The organism is Candidatus Palauibacter sp. (assembly GCF_965222475.1).
Taxonomy (GTDB): Bacteria; Gemmatimonadota; Gemmatimonadetes; order Palauibacterales; family Palauibacteraceae; genus Palauibacter.
In genome coordinates, this window is the sequence record NZ_CBDCUB010000008.1 from 261,276 (window position 1) to 278,021 (window position 16,746).

At 67.6% G+C, this 16,746-nt stretch carries 15 protein-coding genes and 4 pseudogenes; 9 read left to right on the forward strand and 10 right to left on the reverse strand.

What is annotated here, in order from left to right:
* Window positions 1–88: 88 nt before the first annotated feature.
* A complete protein-coding gene (locus ACOQPP_RS16605; protein ID WP_420636982.1) occupies window positions 89–544 on the reverse strand; it encodes a hypothetical protein in 456 nt (151 codons plus the stop codon).
* Here ACOQPP_RS16605 and ACOQPP_RS16610 point away from each other — a divergent pair.
* From ACOQPP_RS16610 to ACOQPP_RS16620, 3 genes are all read left to right on the forward strand, one after another.
* On the forward strand, window positions 543–968 hold the full coding sequence (locus ACOQPP_RS16610) for a hypothetical protein (RefSeq protein ID WP_420637400.1): 426 nt from the start codon (window positions 543–545) through the stop codon (window positions 966–968). The genes ACOQPP_RS16605 and ACOQPP_RS16610 overlap by 2 nt on opposite strands.
* Window positions 969–1,246: 278 nt before the next feature.
* Window positions 1,247–1,411 carry a hypothetical protein gene (locus ACOQPP_RS16615; protein WP_420637401.1) on the forward strand — a complete coding sequence of 55 codons (165 nt, stop codon included), beginning with the start codon at window positions 1,247–1,249 and terminating at the stop codon, window positions 1,409–1,411.
* 160 nt (window positions 1,412–1,571) lie between these two features.
* The gene (locus ACOQPP_RS16620; RefSeq protein WP_420637402.1) at window positions 1,572–1,703 is read left to right on the forward strand and encodes a hypothetical protein; all 132 of its coding nucleotides are present in this window, start codon (window positions 1,572–1,574) and stop codon (window positions 1,701–1,703) included.
* Here the strand turns inward: ACOQPP_RS16620 and ACOQPP_RS16625 are convergent.
* Both ACOQPP_RS16625 and ACOQPP_RS16630 read right to left on the reverse strand, forming a co-directional pair.
* Window positions 1,653–1,937 (reverse strand): annotated as a pseudogene (locus tag ACOQPP_RS16625) (response regulator); the annotation flags it as partial. The gene ACOQPP_RS16620 and the pseudogene ACOQPP_RS16625 overlap by 51 nt on opposite strands.
* Before the next feature lie 13 nt (window positions 1,938–1,950).
* A complete protein-coding gene (locus tag ACOQPP_RS16630) occupies window positions 1,951–2,286 on the reverse strand; it encodes a sensor histidine kinase (protein ID WP_420636983.1) in 336 nt (111 codons plus the stop codon).
* A 41-nt stretch (window positions 2,287–2,327) separates the two neighbouring features.
* On the opposite strand from ACOQPP_RS16630, the pseudogene ACOQPP_RS16635 reads away from it, so the two are divergent.
* Window positions 2,328–2,636 (forward strand): annotated as a pseudogene (locus tag ACOQPP_RS16635) (transposase); the annotation flags it as partial.
* 36 nt (window positions 2,637–2,672) lie between these two features.
* Here ACOQPP_RS16635 and ACOQPP_RS16640 read toward each other — a convergent pair.
* Both ACOQPP_RS16640 and ACOQPP_RS16645 read right to left on the reverse strand, forming a co-directional pair.
* A complete protein-coding gene (locus ACOQPP_RS16640; protein ID WP_420636984.1) occupies window positions 2,673–3,464 on the reverse strand; it encodes a PAS domain S-box protein in 792 nt (263 codons plus the stop codon).
* A gap of 232 nt (window positions 3,465–3,696) precedes the next feature.
* Window positions 3,697–4,929 (reverse strand): transglycosylase SLT domain-containing protein, encoded by a 1,233-nt coding sequence (locus ACOQPP_RS16645; RefSeq protein WP_420636985.1) that lies wholly within the window; start codon window positions 4,927–4,929, stop codon window positions 3,697–3,699.
* Between the two features lie 354 nt (window positions 4,930–5,283).
* Between ACOQPP_RS16645 and ACOQPP_RS16650 the strand changes: the two genes are divergently transcribed.
* Window positions 5,284–7,011 carry an IS1634 family transposase gene (locus ACOQPP_RS16650; RefSeq protein WP_419164016.1) on the forward strand — a complete coding sequence of 576 codons (1,728 nt, stop codon included), beginning with the start codon at window positions 5,284–5,286 and terminating at the stop codon, window positions 7,009–7,011.
* Between the two features lie 93 nt (window positions 7,012–7,104).
* Here ACOQPP_RS16650 and ACOQPP_RS16655 read toward each other — a convergent pair whose 3' ends face one another.
* The 4 genes from ACOQPP_RS16655 to ACOQPP_RS16670 form a co-directional block, all read right to left on the reverse strand.
* On the reverse strand, window positions 7,105–8,202 hold the full coding sequence (locus ACOQPP_RS16655) for a hypothetical protein (protein ID WP_420636986.1): 1,098 nt from the start codon (window positions 8,200–8,202) through the stop codon (window positions 7,105–7,107).
* Window positions 8,199–8,681, reverse strand: a complete 483-nt coding sequence (locus ACOQPP_RS16660; RefSeq protein ID WP_420636987.1) for a hypothetical protein — start codon at window positions 8,679–8,681, stop codon at window positions 8,199–8,201. The genes ACOQPP_RS16655 and ACOQPP_RS16660 overlap by 4 nt, the downstream gene beginning before the upstream one ends.
* Window positions 8,682–9,316: 635 nt before the next feature.
* A complete protein-coding gene (locus ACOQPP_RS16665) occupies window positions 9,317–10,537 on the reverse strand; it encodes a tyrosine-type recombinase/integrase (protein ID WP_420636988.1) in 1,221 nt (406 codons plus the stop codon).
* Window positions 10,538–11,022: 485 nt separating this feature from the next.
* Entirely contained in the window at window positions 11,023–11,673 is a 651-nt protein-coding gene (locus ACOQPP_RS16670; protein WP_420636989.1) for a GAF domain-containing protein, read from the reverse strand.
* A 126-nt stretch (window positions 11,674–11,799) separates the two neighbouring features.
* On the opposite strand from ACOQPP_RS16670, the gene ACOQPP_RS16675 reads away from it, so the two are divergent.
* The 4 genes and pseudogenes from ACOQPP_RS16675 (at window position 11,800) to ACOQPP_RS16690 (ending at window position 16,244) form a co-directional block, all read left to right on the forward strand.
* On the forward strand, window positions 11,800–12,051 hold the full coding sequence (locus tag ACOQPP_RS16675; RefSeq protein WP_420636990.1) for a hypothetical protein: 252 nt from the start codon (window positions 11,800–11,802) through the stop codon (window positions 12,049–12,051).
* A gap of 12 nt (window positions 12,052–12,063) precedes the next feature.
* A pseudogene (locus tag ACOQPP_RS16680) lies at window positions 12,064–12,411 on the forward strand (Ig-like domain-containing protein); the annotation flags it as partial.
* A 183-nt stretch (window positions 12,412–12,594) separates the two neighbouring features.
* On the forward strand, window positions 12,595–14,730 hold the full coding sequence (locus tag ACOQPP_RS16685; protein ID WP_420637385.1) for a M60 family metallopeptidase: 2,136 nt from the start codon (window positions 12,595–12,597) through the stop codon (window positions 14,728–14,730).
* A gap of 375 nt (window positions 14,731–15,105) precedes the next feature.
* Window positions 15,106–16,244 (forward strand): annotated as a pseudogene (locus ACOQPP_RS16690) (IS30 family transposase).
* A gap of 156 nt (window positions 16,245–16,400) precedes the next feature.
* On the opposite strand, the gene ACOQPP_RS16695 reads toward ACOQPP_RS16690, so the two are convergent.
* Entirely contained in the window at window positions 16,401–16,733 is a 333-nt protein-coding gene (locus tag ACOQPP_RS16695; protein WP_420636991.1) for a hypothetical protein, read from the reverse strand.
* Window positions 16,734–16,746 lie beyond the last annotated feature (13 nt).

A 16,746-nucleotide genomic window follows, 5' to 3' on the forward strand; every position in this document is an offset into this window, starting at 1 on the left:
CTTGAGCATTGCGACGGATTGCGGCCCATGCCGCAAACGAAAGGCTCGACCGCTGCGGGAGGCTTCATAGCCGGTTGCAGGTCGGTCATTACATGGCGGTTGCGGCCCGCCCGCCGGCGTCCCACGAAGCCAGCGGCGTCCAGTGCCTTCCCGTGGCACCGCCTTCGGCCATCACGGTCGGTCTTCTGATGCGAGACCTGCGGATGTAGGAACCGGAGAAGCTGACGGTGGCCGCCCGGCCGTCCGTGTCGATGCTCGCGGTGGCGGAGGTGCGGTCGAAGCGCGCGTCAGCCGGATAGTTGCTGATGGTGATGGTGTGGATGCCGGCCTCCACGTCATCGAACCGGAACGCGCCCCCGCCGGTCGTAACGGTTGCGGCCCGGCCGTCCAGGGCGACGGTCACGCCGTCGGTTCCCCGTCCCTCGATCATCACGTATCCCACGATGGCGTTGGCGGGCATCGGTGGCGGGGGGTTGTCGTTGCGCCCGGTCGCGGCGGATAGGAGAACCGCGAGGGACAGCAGCAACGACGCGGCCAAGGTCATGTACGCTGCGTACCTGTTCCTTCGGGTTCGCCTCTGGTACCGAGTCATCCGGTACAGTCCCTTGGCGGAAGCCACGCCGCGAACGCGGGGCGTTGGCGGGCGGTGGTTTCCGTTCGACTCTGTGGCGGGTGCCGAGCCGCCGGTCATCACCGCCAAGATCCTCGACCCCCTTCGCATGCAGGTCACGGAAGGGTACTCGCCGCTCCGCACGGCCATCTCGATGCGCTGGGCGAACCGCGCCTTCGCCCTCGACCGTTCACGGGTGTTCACTGTCCAAGTCGTCGCGCGCGCGCCATTCATGGCGGACGGCTTGGTGCCGGGTCGTCCCTTCGCGTCGATCCGCCTGACCGTGATTCCGCTTCCCGTGCCGTTGGCGCTCGGGTCGATACACAGCAACTCGTCCCGTCCGAGCCCGGCCAGATGATCGAGGATCCGCCGCCAAGGCATGGGCCGAACCGACTCTCCGTGGCCGGTCACGTAACCCCGCGCGGCCCAACGCAGGGTGTCCACGATGGCTTCGTAGCTTGGGGTCTCCTGCCGCATGGTTCCCGACTCCTTGCCTCGGGTTACACGCCCCCGATTCGCTTCGGGGTGCCCTACGGCCAATATGCAGCAACGCGCCAACGGGCCTTGAGAGGAGAATTCCGCGAATTCTGGGGGGAGAAACCCGCAACCGTCCTGACGGGAGATTCCCGTCATTCCGTGCGGACCGTGGGAAGCTGGCGGGACCTCCGGGTTCCGCTACTCCTCGGCTTCGGGCCGCAGGATCCCGCTTTCGAGCGCGAAGCGCACGATGTCGCGCCGGTGCTTGAGGCCCAGCTTCGACTTGGCGCGGGCGATGTAGCCCTCGACGGTCCTTGCGGCTGAGGCACATCTCGCGGCCCGCCTCCGCGGCGGAGAACCCCCGCGCGGTCAATTCGATCACGGTCCGCTCGCGATCCGATAGCGGCTCCGGCTCTTCGCCCGCGCCGCGCCGCTGCGCCTTCCGGTGCGCGATGAGCGCGGCCGCGCGTCTCGGCAGATACGAGTGGCCGCGCACGACCGCCTCAATGGCTCCCATGAGATCGGTGTCGGCGGCCGACTTGTTCAGAAAACCATCCGCGCCGGCTTCGAGGGCGGGCACCAGGAAATCGTCCTCGTCGTGGACCGTGAGCACTAGGACCTTCGTTTCGATGCCGAGGGCGGCGATGCGACGGGTCGCCTGAACTCCGTCCATGCCGGGCATCGCCAGGTCCATGACGACGATGTCCGGCTCCAAGCTACGGGCCTTCGCCACCGCCTCCTCGCCCGACGACGCCTCTCCCACCACCTCCGCCCCTCCCGATGCTTCGAGCAATGCCCGGAGACCGGCGCGCACGACCGCGTGGTCATCGACCAGGAGCGCCCTCACCATCGTCGGCAATCCCTCATCCGTTCCGTCCGCCCGCACTCCGGGCGGGAACGGAGGCGCGGACCGTCGTTCCCCCGCCCGGGGAGGTCCGCACGACGAAGGAGCCCCCGACGAGCGCGGCCCTCTCGCGCATCCCGGCGAGACCCACGCAGCCGTCGCCCGGCAGCCCTTCCGCGTCGAGCAACTCGAATCCGCACCCCTCGTCCCGGATGGTGGCCATGACCGCGCCGTTCGCCAATTCGACCGTCACGGTCGCCTCGTTCACCCCCGCGTGCCTCACCGCGTTGCCCACCGCCTCCTGCACGATCCGGTACAGCGCGAGCGTGGCGACCTCGTCCAACTCGCCGCCCACCCGGCCTAGGCTGGCTTTGACCGTGATGGCGGGGACCCGAAGACTACGAGTACCGGCGCCTCGGCACCTGCAACGTGTTCATGGCCACCGAACCACTGGCCGGCCGACGCCAGACCAAGGTGACCGAGCGCAGGACCAAAACCGACTGGGCCCGCTTCCTGCGCGACATCGCCGCGCAGTACCCCGACGCCACCCGAATCACGCTGGTGATGGACAACCTCAACACGCACCGCCCCGGCGCGCTCTACGAAACCTTCGAACCCGCCGAGGCCAAGGCGCTTTGGGATCGCTTCGAGTTCGTCCATACTCCCAAGCACGGCAGTTGGCATGTCGCCGAGGTCGTTCTGAATCCAAGCCGGCGACGCACGTGTCAAGCTCAAGCGTCTCTATCCGACGTTTGATGTGTGACGTGACACTAGGCTGGAGTAAACGGCCTCGATGTCGCGGAAGACAGAGCCGAGGGCGGAGGGAAGCCCCCCGTGGTCCAGTTCTGGCGGCAGGAGTCCCCGGATCATCCGCTTCACCCCGAGGATCGTGCCTCGAATGTCTTCGGCGATCCGCGCCCGCGCTCGCTCCCGTTCACCGTCGTCCCTCTCGTCGGCCAACAGCTTCACCCGGATCTTCAACGCCACGAGGTTCTGGAGGAACTCGTCGTGCAGTTCGCGCGAAAGATGCTTCCGCTCCTGTTCGGCCGCCGCGATCATCTTGCCCGACAGGCGTCGCATCCGCTTCCAGGCGGAAATGTCGCGGACCGCGCAGATCACGTGTTCCCGGCCCCGTCCCAGCTTCGAGGGGCTCAGGCTGATCTCGACCGGGATCGTCGTGCCGTCCTTGCGCAGGGCTTCGAGTTCGAGTCCCTCTCCCATCGGGCGGGGCTGCGGCGACTCGCCGTAGCGTCGCCGGTGCCGGCGGTGCCGAGCGCGGCCGGCGTCGGGAATCAATCGCTCGACTTCGCTGCCCTCAAGTTCCTCCCGGCTCCATCCGAACATCGCGACGGCCTGACGGTTGAGATCCTGGATCACGCCGTCCGCATCCACCACGAGCATCGCGTCCGGCGAAGCGTCGAACACGGCGGTGTAGTCCCTCCGCTTGAGCACGCCCGGCTCCGTCTTTTCGTTCGGGTGGACCGGCAGCCCGCTCACGCGGCCACGTCCCGGCACTGCCCGGTGTTCACCCATGAGATGTGCGTCTCCAAGGAATGTCAATGGAAGAGCGAATCGTCATCGGGTCCGTGGGCATCGAAGTCTGTTCTGGTTCCGGGCGCGGGACTCCACTCCTCGGGAGAAGGGCCGGAGCCCGCATTGGCATCGTCAGATCAGGCCGTCTTGCCTGAGCCGGTCGGGCGTAATCGCGCCGCGCCGCCGCGGAGCCAGGAAGCGGATCCGGTGCGGAGCGGCCGCGCCTTTCTGTTCATTGGAGATCCCGTCCCTTCGTCGACCGGATGGGTGACGGGTTGGTTGCAATTAGGGAACCGGCAGTCATCGTTCCCGCGCTGCGGGGAATCAACAGAACGGATCCGATCCGCATGCGCCGAGGCTCCACGTCCGGATTGACTGTGCGCAAGGCGTCCAGCGGAACACCGTACCGTCGTGCAATGCGCACCAGGGCTTCCCCCGGGGCAACGGTGTGTTCACGAAGTGTGGAGCGCTCCCCGACTGGGATTTCGGCGAGGCGGGCGAGGAACACTTCACCCGCGCCGACGGGGACGCGCAACCGTGTCGACCTGCCCGCCGGGACCAGGCCGATGCGGAGGTGCGGGTTCAGAGTCCTGAACTCGTCTTCGGCGATGCCCGCGGCATCGGCGAGGACATCCGCCGACGTCGCTCCCTCGACACGGACGACATCGAAGCGCTCCGGCGGATCCTTTTCGGATGCCGCAAGCCTGACGGCCGAGAGGTCGCCAGCCAGGCGAACGCTTGCGAGGAACCGGGGAACGAAGTCCCGGGTCTCCTTCGGCAACCGGTCGCGGATATGCCCGAACAGGGCGTCGTTGCGGGGCCGGGCTCCACCGTGCCGCCGGATCGCCCGCTCGATACGCGTCGGCCCCGCGTTGTAGGCCGCCAGCGCGAGAAACCAGCACTGGAACCGGTCATGGAGAGCAACCAGATAGTCCAGCGCGGCCTGGGTGGCCGCATGCACGTCAAAGCGCTGGTCCACGAGCGAGTTGACCTCGAGCCCGAGCCACCGGGCGGTCTCGGGCATCAGTTGCCAGAGCCCGGCCGCCCCCGCCGGCGAAACGGCCAAGTGGTAGTAGTCGGCCTCGATGAGGGGGAGGTAGCGGAGCGAGGACGGCAGGTCCCGCGCCGCCAATTCGGCGTCGACGTAGTTTTCGTACCTGCCCATCCGCTTCAGGCCGCGCTGCACCGGACCCCGCCGCCCAGTCTCCCAACGATCCAGCCACCGGGCGACCTCCTCCTCGATCAACCCGTCACGAGCCGCTGGTGGACCTGATCTCGACGTGGGGTCGCAAGGACGACCGTTCCAGCCACCGCAGATCCGCTCCGTCAGGGGCATGCGATCATCGCTCTGGTGGGAGGTATGTGCCAAGACGGAATCCGCGCCCCGGATGTTCACCTTGACGGGCATCATGGCCAGAACCACGGCGGTGATGGCGAGGACGAAAGGCGTCAGCCACCTGTTCATGAGAGTCTCCTCTCCGGCGATGTAGTCGGTACCCCCGCAGCGGTTCTCGGGGATACAAGACAGTCCTGCGGTGACGTTCACCAAGGGATAGCCCGTGATGAATGTCACCAAGCGGTGTGGGGTCCTTCCGTGTGACCCCACACCGCGCCTTCCGGTGTCCGCTTCGCGGTCCCCCCCCGGCTTCCGTCCGTAAGTTCCCATCTAGCCCGAACTTCCGCGTGAATCGGGGCCGCTGCAGGCCGTAACTCGTTAACGGGGAACCGCATACGCGGCTTCATGCGCGGTTCTCGGTACCCATGTAGCGTAAGATGCATAGCGTTGCCACGATGTGTTGTATGCGTTATGTTTATGTCCATGTACGTCGAGCGCGTCCCCAACCGGAACTCCCCGCCCGCCGTCCTTCTGCGCGAGTCCTACCGCGAGGGCGGCAAGGTCAGGAAGCGCACGCTGGCCAACCTCTCGAAGTGGCCCGACGAACTCGTCGAGGGGCTCCGCATCCTCCTGAAGGGGGGCGTCGCGCTTCCCTCGATGGACGACGCGTTCGAGATCCTTCGCTCCCGGCCCCACGGCCACGTCGCCGCCGTCCTGGGCACCCTTCGCGCCCTGGGGCTCGAGAAGCTGCTGGACCGCCGTCCGTCCCGGGAGCGGGCGCTCGCCGTCGCCATGATCGTCGCCCGCGTCCTCGACCCCCGCTCGAAGCTGGCCACCGCGCGCTCGCTTGGCGGGGAGACCATGAGCCACACGCTGGGCGGGGAGCTCGGCGTCGGGGACGCGGACGCGGACGAGCTGTACCGGGCCATGGACTGGCTGCTGAGGCGCCGGGACCGCATCGAGCGGCATCTGGCGGGGAGACGCCTGGCGGACGGCTCGCTGGTGCTGTGCGACGTGACCTCGACCTACTTCGAGGGCCGCAAGTGTCCGCTCGCCAGGCGGGGCTACTCCCGCGACGGCAAACGCGGCAAGCTCCAGATCGTGTTCGCGCTGCTGTGCGACGGAGAGGGGTGTCCGGTGGCCGTCGAGGTGTTCGAGGGCAACACCGCCGATCCGGGTGTCGTCGGCGCGCAGGTGGCGAAGCTGCGCGAGCGCTTCTCCCTGTCCCGGATCGTCTTGGTCGGCGACCGGGGGCTCATCACCGGCGCCCGCATCCGGGAGGAGCTGCGGCCCGCGGGGCTGGGGTGGATCACCGCCCTGCGCGCCGACGCGATCCGCAAGCTCGCCGGCGGCGGCGACCTCCAGCTGTCGCTCTTCGACGAGCGGAACCTCGCCGAGATCGAGTCGCCCGACTATCCCGGGGAGCGGCTGGTCGCGTGCCGCAACCCGCTCCTGGCCGCCGAGCGCGCCCGCAAGCGCGAGGAACTCCTCGAGGCCACCGAACGCGAGCTGGAGAAGGTCGCCGCGGCCACGCGGCGCGAGCGGAGCCCGCTCACCGACCCCGAGAAGATCGCCGTGCGCGCCGACCGCGCCCTGCGATCCCGCAAGGTCGGCAAGCACTTCGACACCGAGGTCGCCGGGGACGGCCGCTTCGCGTACGCGCGCAACGAGGAGCGCATCGCCGCCGAGGCGGCCCTGGACGGCATCTACGTCATCCGCACCAACGTGCCCGCCGACGAACTGCCGGCCGGGGACGTGGTCCGCTCCTACAAGAGCCTCAGCCGCGTGGAGCGCGCCTTCCGAAGCTTCAAGAGCGTCGACCTCAAGGTCCGTCCCGTCCACCACCGCCTCGAGGGGCGCGTGCGGGCCCACGTCTTCCTCTGCATGCTCGCCTATTACGTCGAGTGGCACATGAGACGCGCCCTCGCCCCGCTGCTCTTCGACGACGACGACCCCGACGCCGCCGAGGCCCAACGCGCCTCGCCCGTCGCGCCCGCGAGACCCTCGCCCGCCGCGCGCGCCAAGGCCGCCCGCAAGCGCACTCCCGAGGGGCTGCCCGTCCACAGCTTCCGGACACTCCTGGCCGACCTCGCCACCCTCACCAAAAACCGCGTCCGACCCGTCGCGCCCGGAGCCCCGGCCGCCGACATCCTCGCCCGTCCCACCCCCCTTCAGGCCGAGGCCTTCCGGCTCCTCGGCGTCAAACCGTGACCCGTACCCAGTAGCACCCACCCCCGAAATCGAGTCATGTGACCACGTCGCAACAACTTGCCGCGTTCCGGGCTGCGGAAGTTCGGTCTAGCGTTACTTTACGGCTAGCCGTAGTCGGACGACGGTTTGCACTCCGAGGTCGTCCGCTCGGGACGCGAGGATGTCGCCGTTGCCGCACAGGAACCACAGCCGGTACGGTACGCTTACGATTTCCTCACCGACGAGAGCATGGGTGCCTGCATCGGAGGTCTCGTGGCTTGGTTCGAACAACTGCCACACCGTTTCGAGATCGCCGTCTCCGCCTCGCCGACGGATGACGTTGAGAACCTTACCGCCGTCCAACGCAAACACAGCGTGGGATTGGGGATACCAAACGTTGAATGACGTGTACTTCACGCCCTCGTCGTCAACGCCCCGTACGAGCACGGCGTCCCCCGGCGCCTCTAGCAGTTCCGGCATCTCCGAGACGGTTCGGCCCACCGGCTCGCCCCCGCCAGTCATCGGGAACTCGTAGCGAACGATGGAGTGCGGCGCACCGCTGGAATACATGAGTGAGCCATCCTGCAGAGCGTGCGTTGAGCCGCCAGTACCGACCACGCGGGCCATCCATTCCTCGGCCCGGGCACCATCGGCCCAACTGCCAAGGTGTTCGCCCGCCGAGCTGAAGCGGTGGATTCCGGCTTCGATCCACGGCACGCCGCCGCTCAGCACTAAGTCGCCCGAGGAAAGGACCGCGAACCCCTTCGTCCACTGAACGCTGAAGGGCAACTGGACGCGTTGGAGCGGCTGCCCGGCGGCGGAGTATACCTCGATCGCGTCGCGGCCGAGGTCGTGGACGGCCACATTGCCGTCGGGCGTGATGGCGACTCTATCGGCGCCCAATAGCTCACCCGGTCCGTCCCCTTTGCCTTTGGCAACCATGAAATCGCGTGTGCCCGACGGGTCCGATGGGTCAACGGCGAGGATCTCCGTGAAACCCGCGATCCACACGGTCCCGAGCGGAGTCTCTGCTACGCCGCTGACGTCGGAGAGCCGTTCGAGGCGCGTATGCCCATCGACGGCCCACACCTCGGTCAGCGTCAATCGCCGGAGGTGTGCGACATCTTGGGCTGCGACCGCGTGGACTCCGAGCGTGAAGACCGCGAGCGGGATCGCAGCGGAGGCGATCCCGCTCGGGAGCCAGCCCATCATGACGGCGACACTGCGTAGGTCGTGCGGCGCCCACCAAGGCGTTGGACGTATGTCCTGAGCGGATACTTGTCCTTGAGAACCGTCAGTTCCGCTCCGTCGATCTCCACCCACGTATCATCGTTCACTTCGCGATAGGCCACCCGCAGCGACCCCTCCCCGCAGGTCCACGTCCCGAAGACGCTGTCCTCAAGACGCACCACCAGCGTCCGCTCGTCGTCGTCGCCAACGAGTCGCAGATCGGCATCTGGAACGTTGAGCGACTGTGTGGGATTGCAGGCTTGGCCGGTCATCCGGCAACACCCTTTCCCGTCTTCACTTTCGCCCTTGAAGTCGCACGATGCGCTGCCGTACTCGGAGCGATCGCAGTTACTGCAGTTCTTGCAGAGAGCGCAGTCCTGCGCGACCACGGGGTCGGGGGCCGCGAGACTACCCGCGAACCCGCAAAGGACCACCAAGGCGAATCTCATCACGATACGCATGTCACTCCTCCTTTTCTTGGAAGTTCGAAGGCCGGCGAATCCGGCACTTCATGATCCACCTCCTGTGATGGAGGGATGGATCTCCATTTTTTTTCCCGCACAAATAAGTTAGGGAGCACTAGTCGGCGCCAAGCCGGGAAAAACCCCTGACTTTTGACGGGAGATTTCCGGGTGCGTCCTGCGGGGAAAATCCCCTCACCCCGGTCCAGCGGCGTCAGGGCACGGGGTGCCAGTCGGCAATCCAAGAGACCGGCGGAGGGCGTTTCGCTCGGGGGGGGTCGGGACAGGGTGGCCGCGGGTGAGCACGGCTGGCTGAGGGCATTTGGGCCGCCTAAGCCAGCCGACGCCACGTTGAACGTGGCGGACTGGCAAGGGGAGCGCGCCGCCCCCCTGCGGACGCCTCCAAACGCCGCTCCGGGCAACGCCCGGAACAGCCTCGACCGGACCGTCGCGGGCAAGCTCCCCGGCCTCGCCGGTGATGCCGGCGCTCCTCTGCCGCGCACCGATTCCCCCCCTACCTCTACCCCTCGGAGACCGAAGATCGTGCGTCAGGGGCGATCCTGCGCCCCGTACGTTACCCGAAAAGCCTCTGGAACCCACAGAAACGGCCCCCGAGCCCCGTCGCGGGTCCCGGATCAGGCTCGGGTGCCAGCCTTCCGATCCGCGACGTACTCCGCCCACTCATCCATAAGCCGACGCCTCCGCTCGAACAGGTCGGAGCGCATGTAGGCGGCCTCCACCTTGTTCTTCACGATGTGCGCCAGCGCCGCCTCGACCACCTCCCTTGGATGATCCGTTTCCTCGGCCGCCCAGTCCCGGAACGACGACCGGAAGCCGTGCGGCACCGCCGCGATCCCCAGCCTCTCAAGCATCTGGCGAACCTGCTTCTCCGCAAGCTCCCGTCCGTGCCCTCTCGCGAAGACGATGGAGCTCTCATCGTCCAGCCTCCGCGCCTCGTCGAGGATCTCCAGCGCCCGCCCGCACAGCGGCACACGGTGCTTCCGATTCGCCTTCATGCGCTTGGCCGGGACCGTCCACACGCCCTCCCCGTGGTCCATCTCCGGCCACACGGCCCACCGCACCTCGCCCCACCGAGCCGCAGTCAGGACCAAGAACTCGAAGGCCAGCTTGACGACCGGCAGCGAGTCGGACGCCCGCACCGTCTCAAGAGCCGCCGCGACCTCACGGTGCGGCAGCGCCTTCATGTGCCGCACCACGTCGTTCTGAGGACCGAGCACCCGCCCGATGCGGTCGCACGGGTTGTCGGGCCGCAGCTCCATCGCCACGGCCCATTCCAGGACGGCGCGCATGCGGCGGCGCAGCGTCCGGGCGGTGGGGGGCTTCACATGCCAGATCGGGGCGAGGACCTCGTAGATGTCGGCCCCCGTGACCTCGGTGACCGGCATCTTGCCGATGCGCCCGAACGCGAAGCGCTCCAAGCTGCTCAGCCACGCCCTCGGGTACTTCGGGTTGCGCCAGCCCGCCTTCTGCTGCTCAACGACCTTGACGGCGGCTTCCGCGAAGCTGGGGACTCCCTGAGTCCGCCGCTTCTCGGCCAGCGGGTCCCCGCCCTCGCGGGCCAGCTTGCCGTTGGCCCGCGCCTTCTCGCGGGCCTCGGCCAGCGAGACAAGGGCGACGCTGCCGAGCCCGAGCTCGCGCCGCCGTCCGCGAATGACGAGCCGTTGAATCCAGCTGCGCGCTCCGCTGGGCTGGACGTAGAGGTACAGCCCGTTGCCGTCGGCGTGTCTGCCGCGCGGAGCGGAGCGGATGAAGGCGGCCGACAGGGCCTTGTGGGGATGGCGGCCCTTGGGCTTGGTCTTCCGGGGTTTTGCGGCGGTGTTCGTTCCAGTACTCATCCCCACATAATATGTGGGATGGAAGCGGATTGCAAGGGACGGTGCTTAGCTTATGGGTTCGGTGGATGAGTACTGTAAAATGTTATTATTACTGTATGTTATGAACATTCATGAACATCTTGGGACGTTTCTGGACTTCATATGGCAGTAAAGGTGACGGTGACTGCCCGCGATCCCGGCGGACTTACGGCGGCGCTCACTGTCGGTGTGACGGTCGAGTTCGCGGATCGGGCGGCGCTGGTCGCGCTATACGAGGCGACGAACGGGCCGAACTGGCTCAACAACGAGAACTGGCTGACGGACGCGCCGCTTCGAGATTGGTACGGCGTGGACACGGATGCTGACGGTCGAGTCATCGGGATCGACCTTGGTGGCAGGTTGGATGATGCGGGGAGGAAAGGTGTCGCATGGGCTGACCGGCCCGATCCCGGCCGAACTCGGCGACTTGGCCAACCTGTGGATTTTGGGACTCGGCTTCAACGATCTTACGGGGCCTCGCGGTTCAGTGACACGACGCCGCCGGTCTTGGCGTCAAAGACCACAACGCCGACGGGAGAAGTGTCGACCAGGGCGTCCAGCCTGGCCCGCGCCTGTTGTTCGCCCCGGTACACGCGCGCGTTGGCGATCGCCGTCCCCGCATGCGTCGCGAACAGCGGCAGCACTTCTTCGTCCTCGGCCGTGAACTCGCCTCCGCCCTTCTTGTCGATGACAAAGAGATAGCCGACGCGCACGCCGCGGCAATCGATCCGCGCGCCCCGCGCGGTGCCGTAGGGCAGCCCGCCCGCCCCGAACCCGTGGCGCCGCAGGTATTCGGGCACGTCCTCGAAGCTCAGCGCCCCCGGAAGCCGCGTCACATGCTCGAACAGCCGCGGCCCATCGGCCCAGTCCTCCAAGTGCCGCTGCTTGGCCTCCGTGATGCCGGAGCCGACGAGGCGCAGGGGCCGGCCAGCCTCGTCGACCGTTGTGATCAGGCCGTAGCGCGCGCCGGTCAGTGAGCGGGCGCTGTCGACGACCTCCTGCAGCACGGCGTCCGGATCGAGGCTCGCGCTGATGCGCACCGCGGCGCGGCTCAACTCGAAGACGCGCCGCTCCAGCGCGTCGACCCGGCGCCGCAGCGCCACGGAATCGTCTGTCATCGCTCACCGCTCCCCGGGCCCTGCCCACGCTGGCGCGCGAGCCCGCACGGCGTAATCGCCAAATGCTCGCCGAAATGGGCCAAATCTTCGTCCACGGATCGGATTTGAAGCGGTACAATAGGCGTCATGCGCCGTGGACGCCAGATCCCGTTAGCCGGGCTCGCGATGTCGGGACTGATCACAGTCCTGCTCATCGGGTGCGGGAGCGAGGACACGGCCGGACCCGCCCCGCCCCCGCAGCCCGAACCCGCCCGTCCCACGGCGGTCACGGTCAGCCCGGCCACCGCCGAGCTGACCGCATTTGGCGCAACCGTCCAACTGAGCGCGGAGGTGCGCGACCAGAACGGACGGCCCATGACCGGCGCGGCCATTTCGTGAGCCAGCAGCGACCCATCGGTGGCGACCGTGAGCGCTTCCGGACTCGTGACGGCGGTGAGCAACGGGTCCGCGTCGGTCACGGCGACCTCGGGAGCGGTGTCCGGAAGCGCGCGGATTGCCGTAGAGCAGGCGATTAACGCGGTGCGCGTATCGCCGGGGGCGGTGGCGCTCCTGGTGGGAGACACTGCGCGTCTCGAAGCGGCGGCCTTGGACGCGCGGGACAACGAGGTGTCAGGCGCGGAGTTCGAGTGGTCCTCAAGCGACACGGCGATCGCGACCGTGGACGCGGTCGGACTCGTCCGCGCGGTCGGGGTCGGCGCGGCGACGGTCACCGCCGCTTCGGGAGAAGTGGCGGGGTCGTCCCGGGTGGTGGTGCAGTCGAGCGATCCCGCAGATCACCACGCGGCGCTCACCGCGGGACTGCCGGAACACCCGTTTGCGAACACCACCGGCGGCGAGACGGAGGGCAGCACTAAGACGGTCGGCACGTTGCGGCTGGGCCTGAACCCCGACGCGTTCCCCGTGATCGGCGATCAGGGCGACATGGGCCTGTCCCTGCTTGTGGCCGGTTCATTCCTGGGGTCGGGACGCGTGGTTGCCTTCTCGGGGCAAGATTTCTTGGGATCGGACGACCGAGCCACGCTCTTGGGGCACGGGCATGCTGACCGCCTCCTCGCCAACGCGGTCCGCTGGACCGCAGGTGTTCGTGCGTCACCCCTGCGGGTCTTGGCGGACAATCAGCGCATCGCGGACGCGCTCGCGGCGCAGGGGCTGGACGGCGTGGACGTGGTGAGCAGCGGCCGGGGCTCGGCGGACCGTGACTGGAGTGCAAGCGCGTTGGACGGCGCCGATGTTGCCGTGGTTCAGGTCAACGAATGGGGCACCGCACGCCTGATAAGTGAGTCCGTAGGGCCACTTCGGCGTTTCGTAGAGCGCGGGGGCGGATTGGTCATCGCCGGCTCGGCCTTCCATTGGAGTTGGTGGATCGAGCGAAGCCACGGGGCGTTCTCGGGCAACACGCTCTTGCGCGGGACGGGCATCTCGTGGAACGAGGACAGCATCGAGACGATCGCGTCCGCTTCCACCCGGATTGATCTGCGTGCACTGACGCCCGGTCTCATATGGGGGCAATACCTCAGCGGAGGCGGGCTCGACGCGGCGCAGATGTGGCAGCTGCCGGGCTTGTTCAGTGCGGCACTTGAACTCGGTCGTACCGAGGAACTGGACTCAGCCCTCGTCCGCCTGGTGTCGGAGACGCCTCCGTTGCCCGCCTCCGCCGACGCGCCGGAGGCGCGACTCTCAGCCGACGTGGCGAGCAGTTTGGGTCCTCACGAGTGGCCGGAGACACACCCTTGGGCAACGACTTTCCCCGGCCTTCCCGCCCGCGGTACCCGCGGTGAGAGGGGGTCCGTCGTCGTGGACGCCACCTGGGGCGAGTTTCCCGCCGATGCTCGTCGGCGGGAACGTCACTTCCCGCTGGAGTTCTACGCGCCACCGGGCGGTCTCGTCACCATTTCGGTTCCCTCGTCGCACGCGACCGGCGAGCTGGCGATCACGGTGGGCCAGGAACACAATGACCTGCGGCAGATCCCGGAGCACGCCGTATGGCGCTGGGCGCCAGCTTTGCGTCGCACCTTCAGCGTTACGACCGCGGAGACTGAGGTCACCAATGCGTACGGTGGCGCGCTTGCCCTCGTCGTTCCCGGATCCTACCGGGGGACGATACCCGTAACCGTGGAAGGGGCGATCCCCATGGCCGTGTACACGGCCGGCGAGTCGAACGGGGCCGATTGGTTCGCGGCTCTGAGCGCGGGAGCCCCACAGGCCATCATCCAGAAACCCGGCGGCATCCGATTTGTGATCTCGGCCGAGTCCGCGCGCCGCATCACCGACCCGGGCGAAGTCTCGGTATTCTGGGACGGATTCCGGCAACACCATGCGGAGCTCGCCGGTGAGCCCGTTTCCCGCGCGTACGAAAGCATCTGGATCTTCGATCCCCAGGTCGGCTGCGGCTACGCCAACGCGGGCTGGCTGACAATCAACTATCCGCTTCACGGAGAACACTGGGTGCTGGTGCCGGGCACGGCGGAGGGACGGGCTTGGCTCGCCACTCTGCCCAACGACGGTCCACAGGCCCCTGTACGCCCACCACCCACACCCTACTCCCCGGCGGCACACGGCGTGAACTGGTGGCTCTTCGGCCACGAGTTGGGTCACCAGTGGCAGACCGAGGACTGGGGCGGTGGGAGCACCTACCCGGAAATCGGCGAAGTCGCCGTAAACCTGTTCACCATGTACACCCTCAACGGGTACATCTTCGGCGGAGACGACTCGGACATTATCGCCGACCACCGCATGCCCAACTCGGTGGACCATGCCGCTCTATCGCATCTCCGCTGGCCCACAGCGGACGTATTCCAAAGGCTCCAAATGTACCGCCAGCTCATCTTCGAGTTCGGATGGGAGCCGATGAAGGCGGTCTTCCGCAGTTACTACGATCCGGCCTATCCGCGCTCGACGTACGGCGGCGAACTCGACGGGTTCGCGATCCGGTTCAGCGCCATCGTGCAGCGCGATCTGGTCCGCTTTCTCCGGCATTGGGAGTACCCGCTGTCCGAGTCCGCCGAGGCCACCATCCGCTCCTTCGGGCTCGAAGAGTGGCTGCCTCCCGGATGGTAGGACTTGTCGACCCTGCCCGGCTCTCACGGGACGCTGGAGCAGGGCTGAGCTTGGTAACACCCCGGGGGTCCTTGGTGATGTCGTGGTCGAGAGAGAGGGGCTACGGACCCTTTGCCAGAACCTAACTCAACCCGACGCTCGAGGGGCAAGAATGGGGCCTGAAGGCAATAAATCCGTCAGGTGCTCGGCGAGGACCTCGCCTTGGGCAGACGCCACGGTACGTGCAAAGATGAAGTAGAATCGGGAGGAGGAGATTGATGCTCACAACAGTTGTGACCGTTGCGCTTGTGGCAAGTTGGTGTCCGGGGAACGAGGGGCGGTCTCAACCGGTCAACGCAACATCTTGGCAGCTGTTCAACTGCCGGGAGGTATGCGATGCGCCAACGGGAGAAGTACGGGAGGCTGAGCGAAGCGGACCGGGTCGAGATCGGGGACCGGATCAAGAACGGGCAAACACACGCCGAGGTCGCGGCGGCGGTCGGGTGTTCGACCAAGTCGGTCCAACGGCTGTTGATACGCACCGGCGGACTGGCGCCCCGGGGTCGACATCGTTCGCCGCACCACCTTACGGTTGCCGAGCGAGAGGAGATCTCGCGGGGCCTGACGGCGGGAGACTCGTACCGGGCGATCGCCGGGCGTCTGGGCAGAGCGCCCTCAACGATCTCGCGCGAGGTCGCGGCCAACGGCTCGAGAGGGCGATACCGGGCGTGGAGGGCGGAGCGACGGGCGGCCGGGAAGGCCCGGCGCCCAAAGGTGGCGAAGCTCGCCCGGCGCCCCCGGTTGCGACGGAAGGTGGAACGTTTGCTCGCCGAGTGCTGGTCTCCGCGGCAGATTGCCCATCGCCTTCGGCTCGATCACCCCTCGATCCCGAGATGCGCGTGTCTCACGAGACGATCTATCAGTCGCTGTACGTGCAGACCCGAGGCGCACTCAAGAAGGAACTCACGGCCTGCCTGCGCACGGGTCGCACGCGACGCCGGTCACCGAGGCACAGACCCGGAGAGGGGCGGCTGAAGGACATGGGTCTCCATCTCCGAGCGGCCCGCCGAGGCCGCGGACCGGGCCGTACCGGGCCACTGGGAAGGGGACCTGATCCTCGGCAAGCTGGGACGTTCGGCGATCGGAGCCCTCGTCGAGCGCCGCAGCCGCTACGTGCTCCTCCTGCACCTTCCCGGCGGGCGGACCGCCCCGCATGTGCGCCGCGCGCTGCCCGACCAGCTCAGGCGCTCGCTCACCTGGGACCAGGGCAAGGAGATGGCCGAACACGTCCGCTCGGCATCGAGAGCGGCGTATCCGTCTTTTTCTGCGATCCGCGCAGCCCCTGGCAACGCGGGACCAGCGAGAACACCAACGGCCTGCTCTGCCAATACTTCCCCAAGGGCACCGATCTCTCCGCCCACTCGCAGGCCGACCTCGATGCCGCCGCCCGGCAACTCAATGGCCGCCCTCGACAAACCCTCGACTGGCTGAAACCATGCGAAGTCTTCGCCAAGACCGTTGCGTCGACCACTTGAGACCGCCCCCTACCGTGACCGGCGGCCTCCGCACCACCACGCTGGGCACGTCGAATTCGTCAAGGTCGATGAACGCGGCCAGTCCATCCGGGCTCAAGGCGTCCGGCAGGGCGGTCGCGCCAGCAGAGTAGGTGCCGACCTACTCACCTTCGGCGGTCAGCAGATCAATGGGTTCGTTGCTTGCCGGTTCCTCGCCTCGGCGTTGCACCCAGACGCGGCCATCCTGGGTGGCAGCAAGGCTGCGGAGCACGGGGATTCGTTGCACCACCTTTGTTGGATCTCCAGCGCGCTCACCACCGTCGTCGCCATCCGGGGCGTAACCCAGTCCGCCGGTGCGAAGGTTAGCGAGTCCGGAGACACCGACAGGTCCGAGTCCGAGGAGGCCATCGGCTCGACCGTCACCGTATCCGTAGGCTCGGAGTCCAGCACCACCGTGTACTCCGCCGCGCCGCTCGTGGCCGCGCGCAGCGTCTCAGGCGAGACGGTCACGCCCGCGTGTCGT

What these genes read in the sequence shown, in the direction of transcription:
- ACOQPP_RS16610 (WP_420637400.1), top strand. Translation starts at nt 543, where the DNA reads ATGTACGCTGCGTACCTGTTCCTTCGGGTTCGCCTCTGGTACCGAGTC.
- ACOQPP_RS16605 (WP_420636982.1), bottom strand. Translation starts at nt 544, where the DNA reads ATGACCTTGGCCGCGTCGTTGCTGCTGTCCCTCGCGGTTCTCCTATCC.
- ACOQPP_RS16640 (WP_420636984.1), bottom strand. Translation starts at nt 3,464, where the DNA reads ATGGGTGAACACCGGGCAGTGCCGGGACGTGGCCGCGTGAGCGGGCTG.
- ACOQPP_RS16645 (WP_420636985.1), bottom strand. Translation starts at nt 4,929, where the DNA reads ATGAACAGGTGGCTGACGCCTTTCGTCCTCGCCATCACCGCCGTGGTT.
- ACOQPP_RS16650 (WP_419164016.1), top strand. Translation starts at nt 5,284, where the DNA reads ATGTACGTCGAGCGCGTCCCCAACCGGAACTCCCCGCCCGCCGTCCTT.
- ACOQPP_RS16655 (WP_420636986.1), bottom strand. Translation starts at nt 8,202, where the DNA reads ATGATGGGCTGGCTCCCGAGCGGGATCGCCTCCGCTGCGATCCCGCTC.
- ACOQPP_RS16660 (WP_420636987.1), bottom strand. Translation starts at nt 8,681, where the DNA reads ATGCGTATCGTGATGAGATTCGCCTTGGTGGTCCTTTGCGGGTTCGCG.
- ACOQPP_RS16665 (WP_420636988.1), bottom strand. Translation starts at nt 10,537, where the DNA reads ATGAGTACTGGAACGAACACCGCCGCAAAACCCCGGAAGACCAAGCCC.
- ACOQPP_RS16670 (WP_420636989.1), bottom strand. Translation starts at nt 11,673, where the DNA reads ATGACAGACGATTCCGTGGCGCTGCGGCGCCGGGTCGACGCGCTGGAG.
- ACOQPP_RS16675 (WP_420636990.1), top strand. Translation starts at nt 11,800, where the DNA reads ATGCGCCGTGGACGCCAGATCCCGTTAGCCGGGCTCGCGATGTCGGGA.
- ACOQPP_RS16685 (WP_420637385.1), top strand. Translation starts at nt 12,595, where the DNA reads ATGGGCCTGTCCCTGCTTGTGGCCGGTTCATTCCTGGGGTCGGGACGC.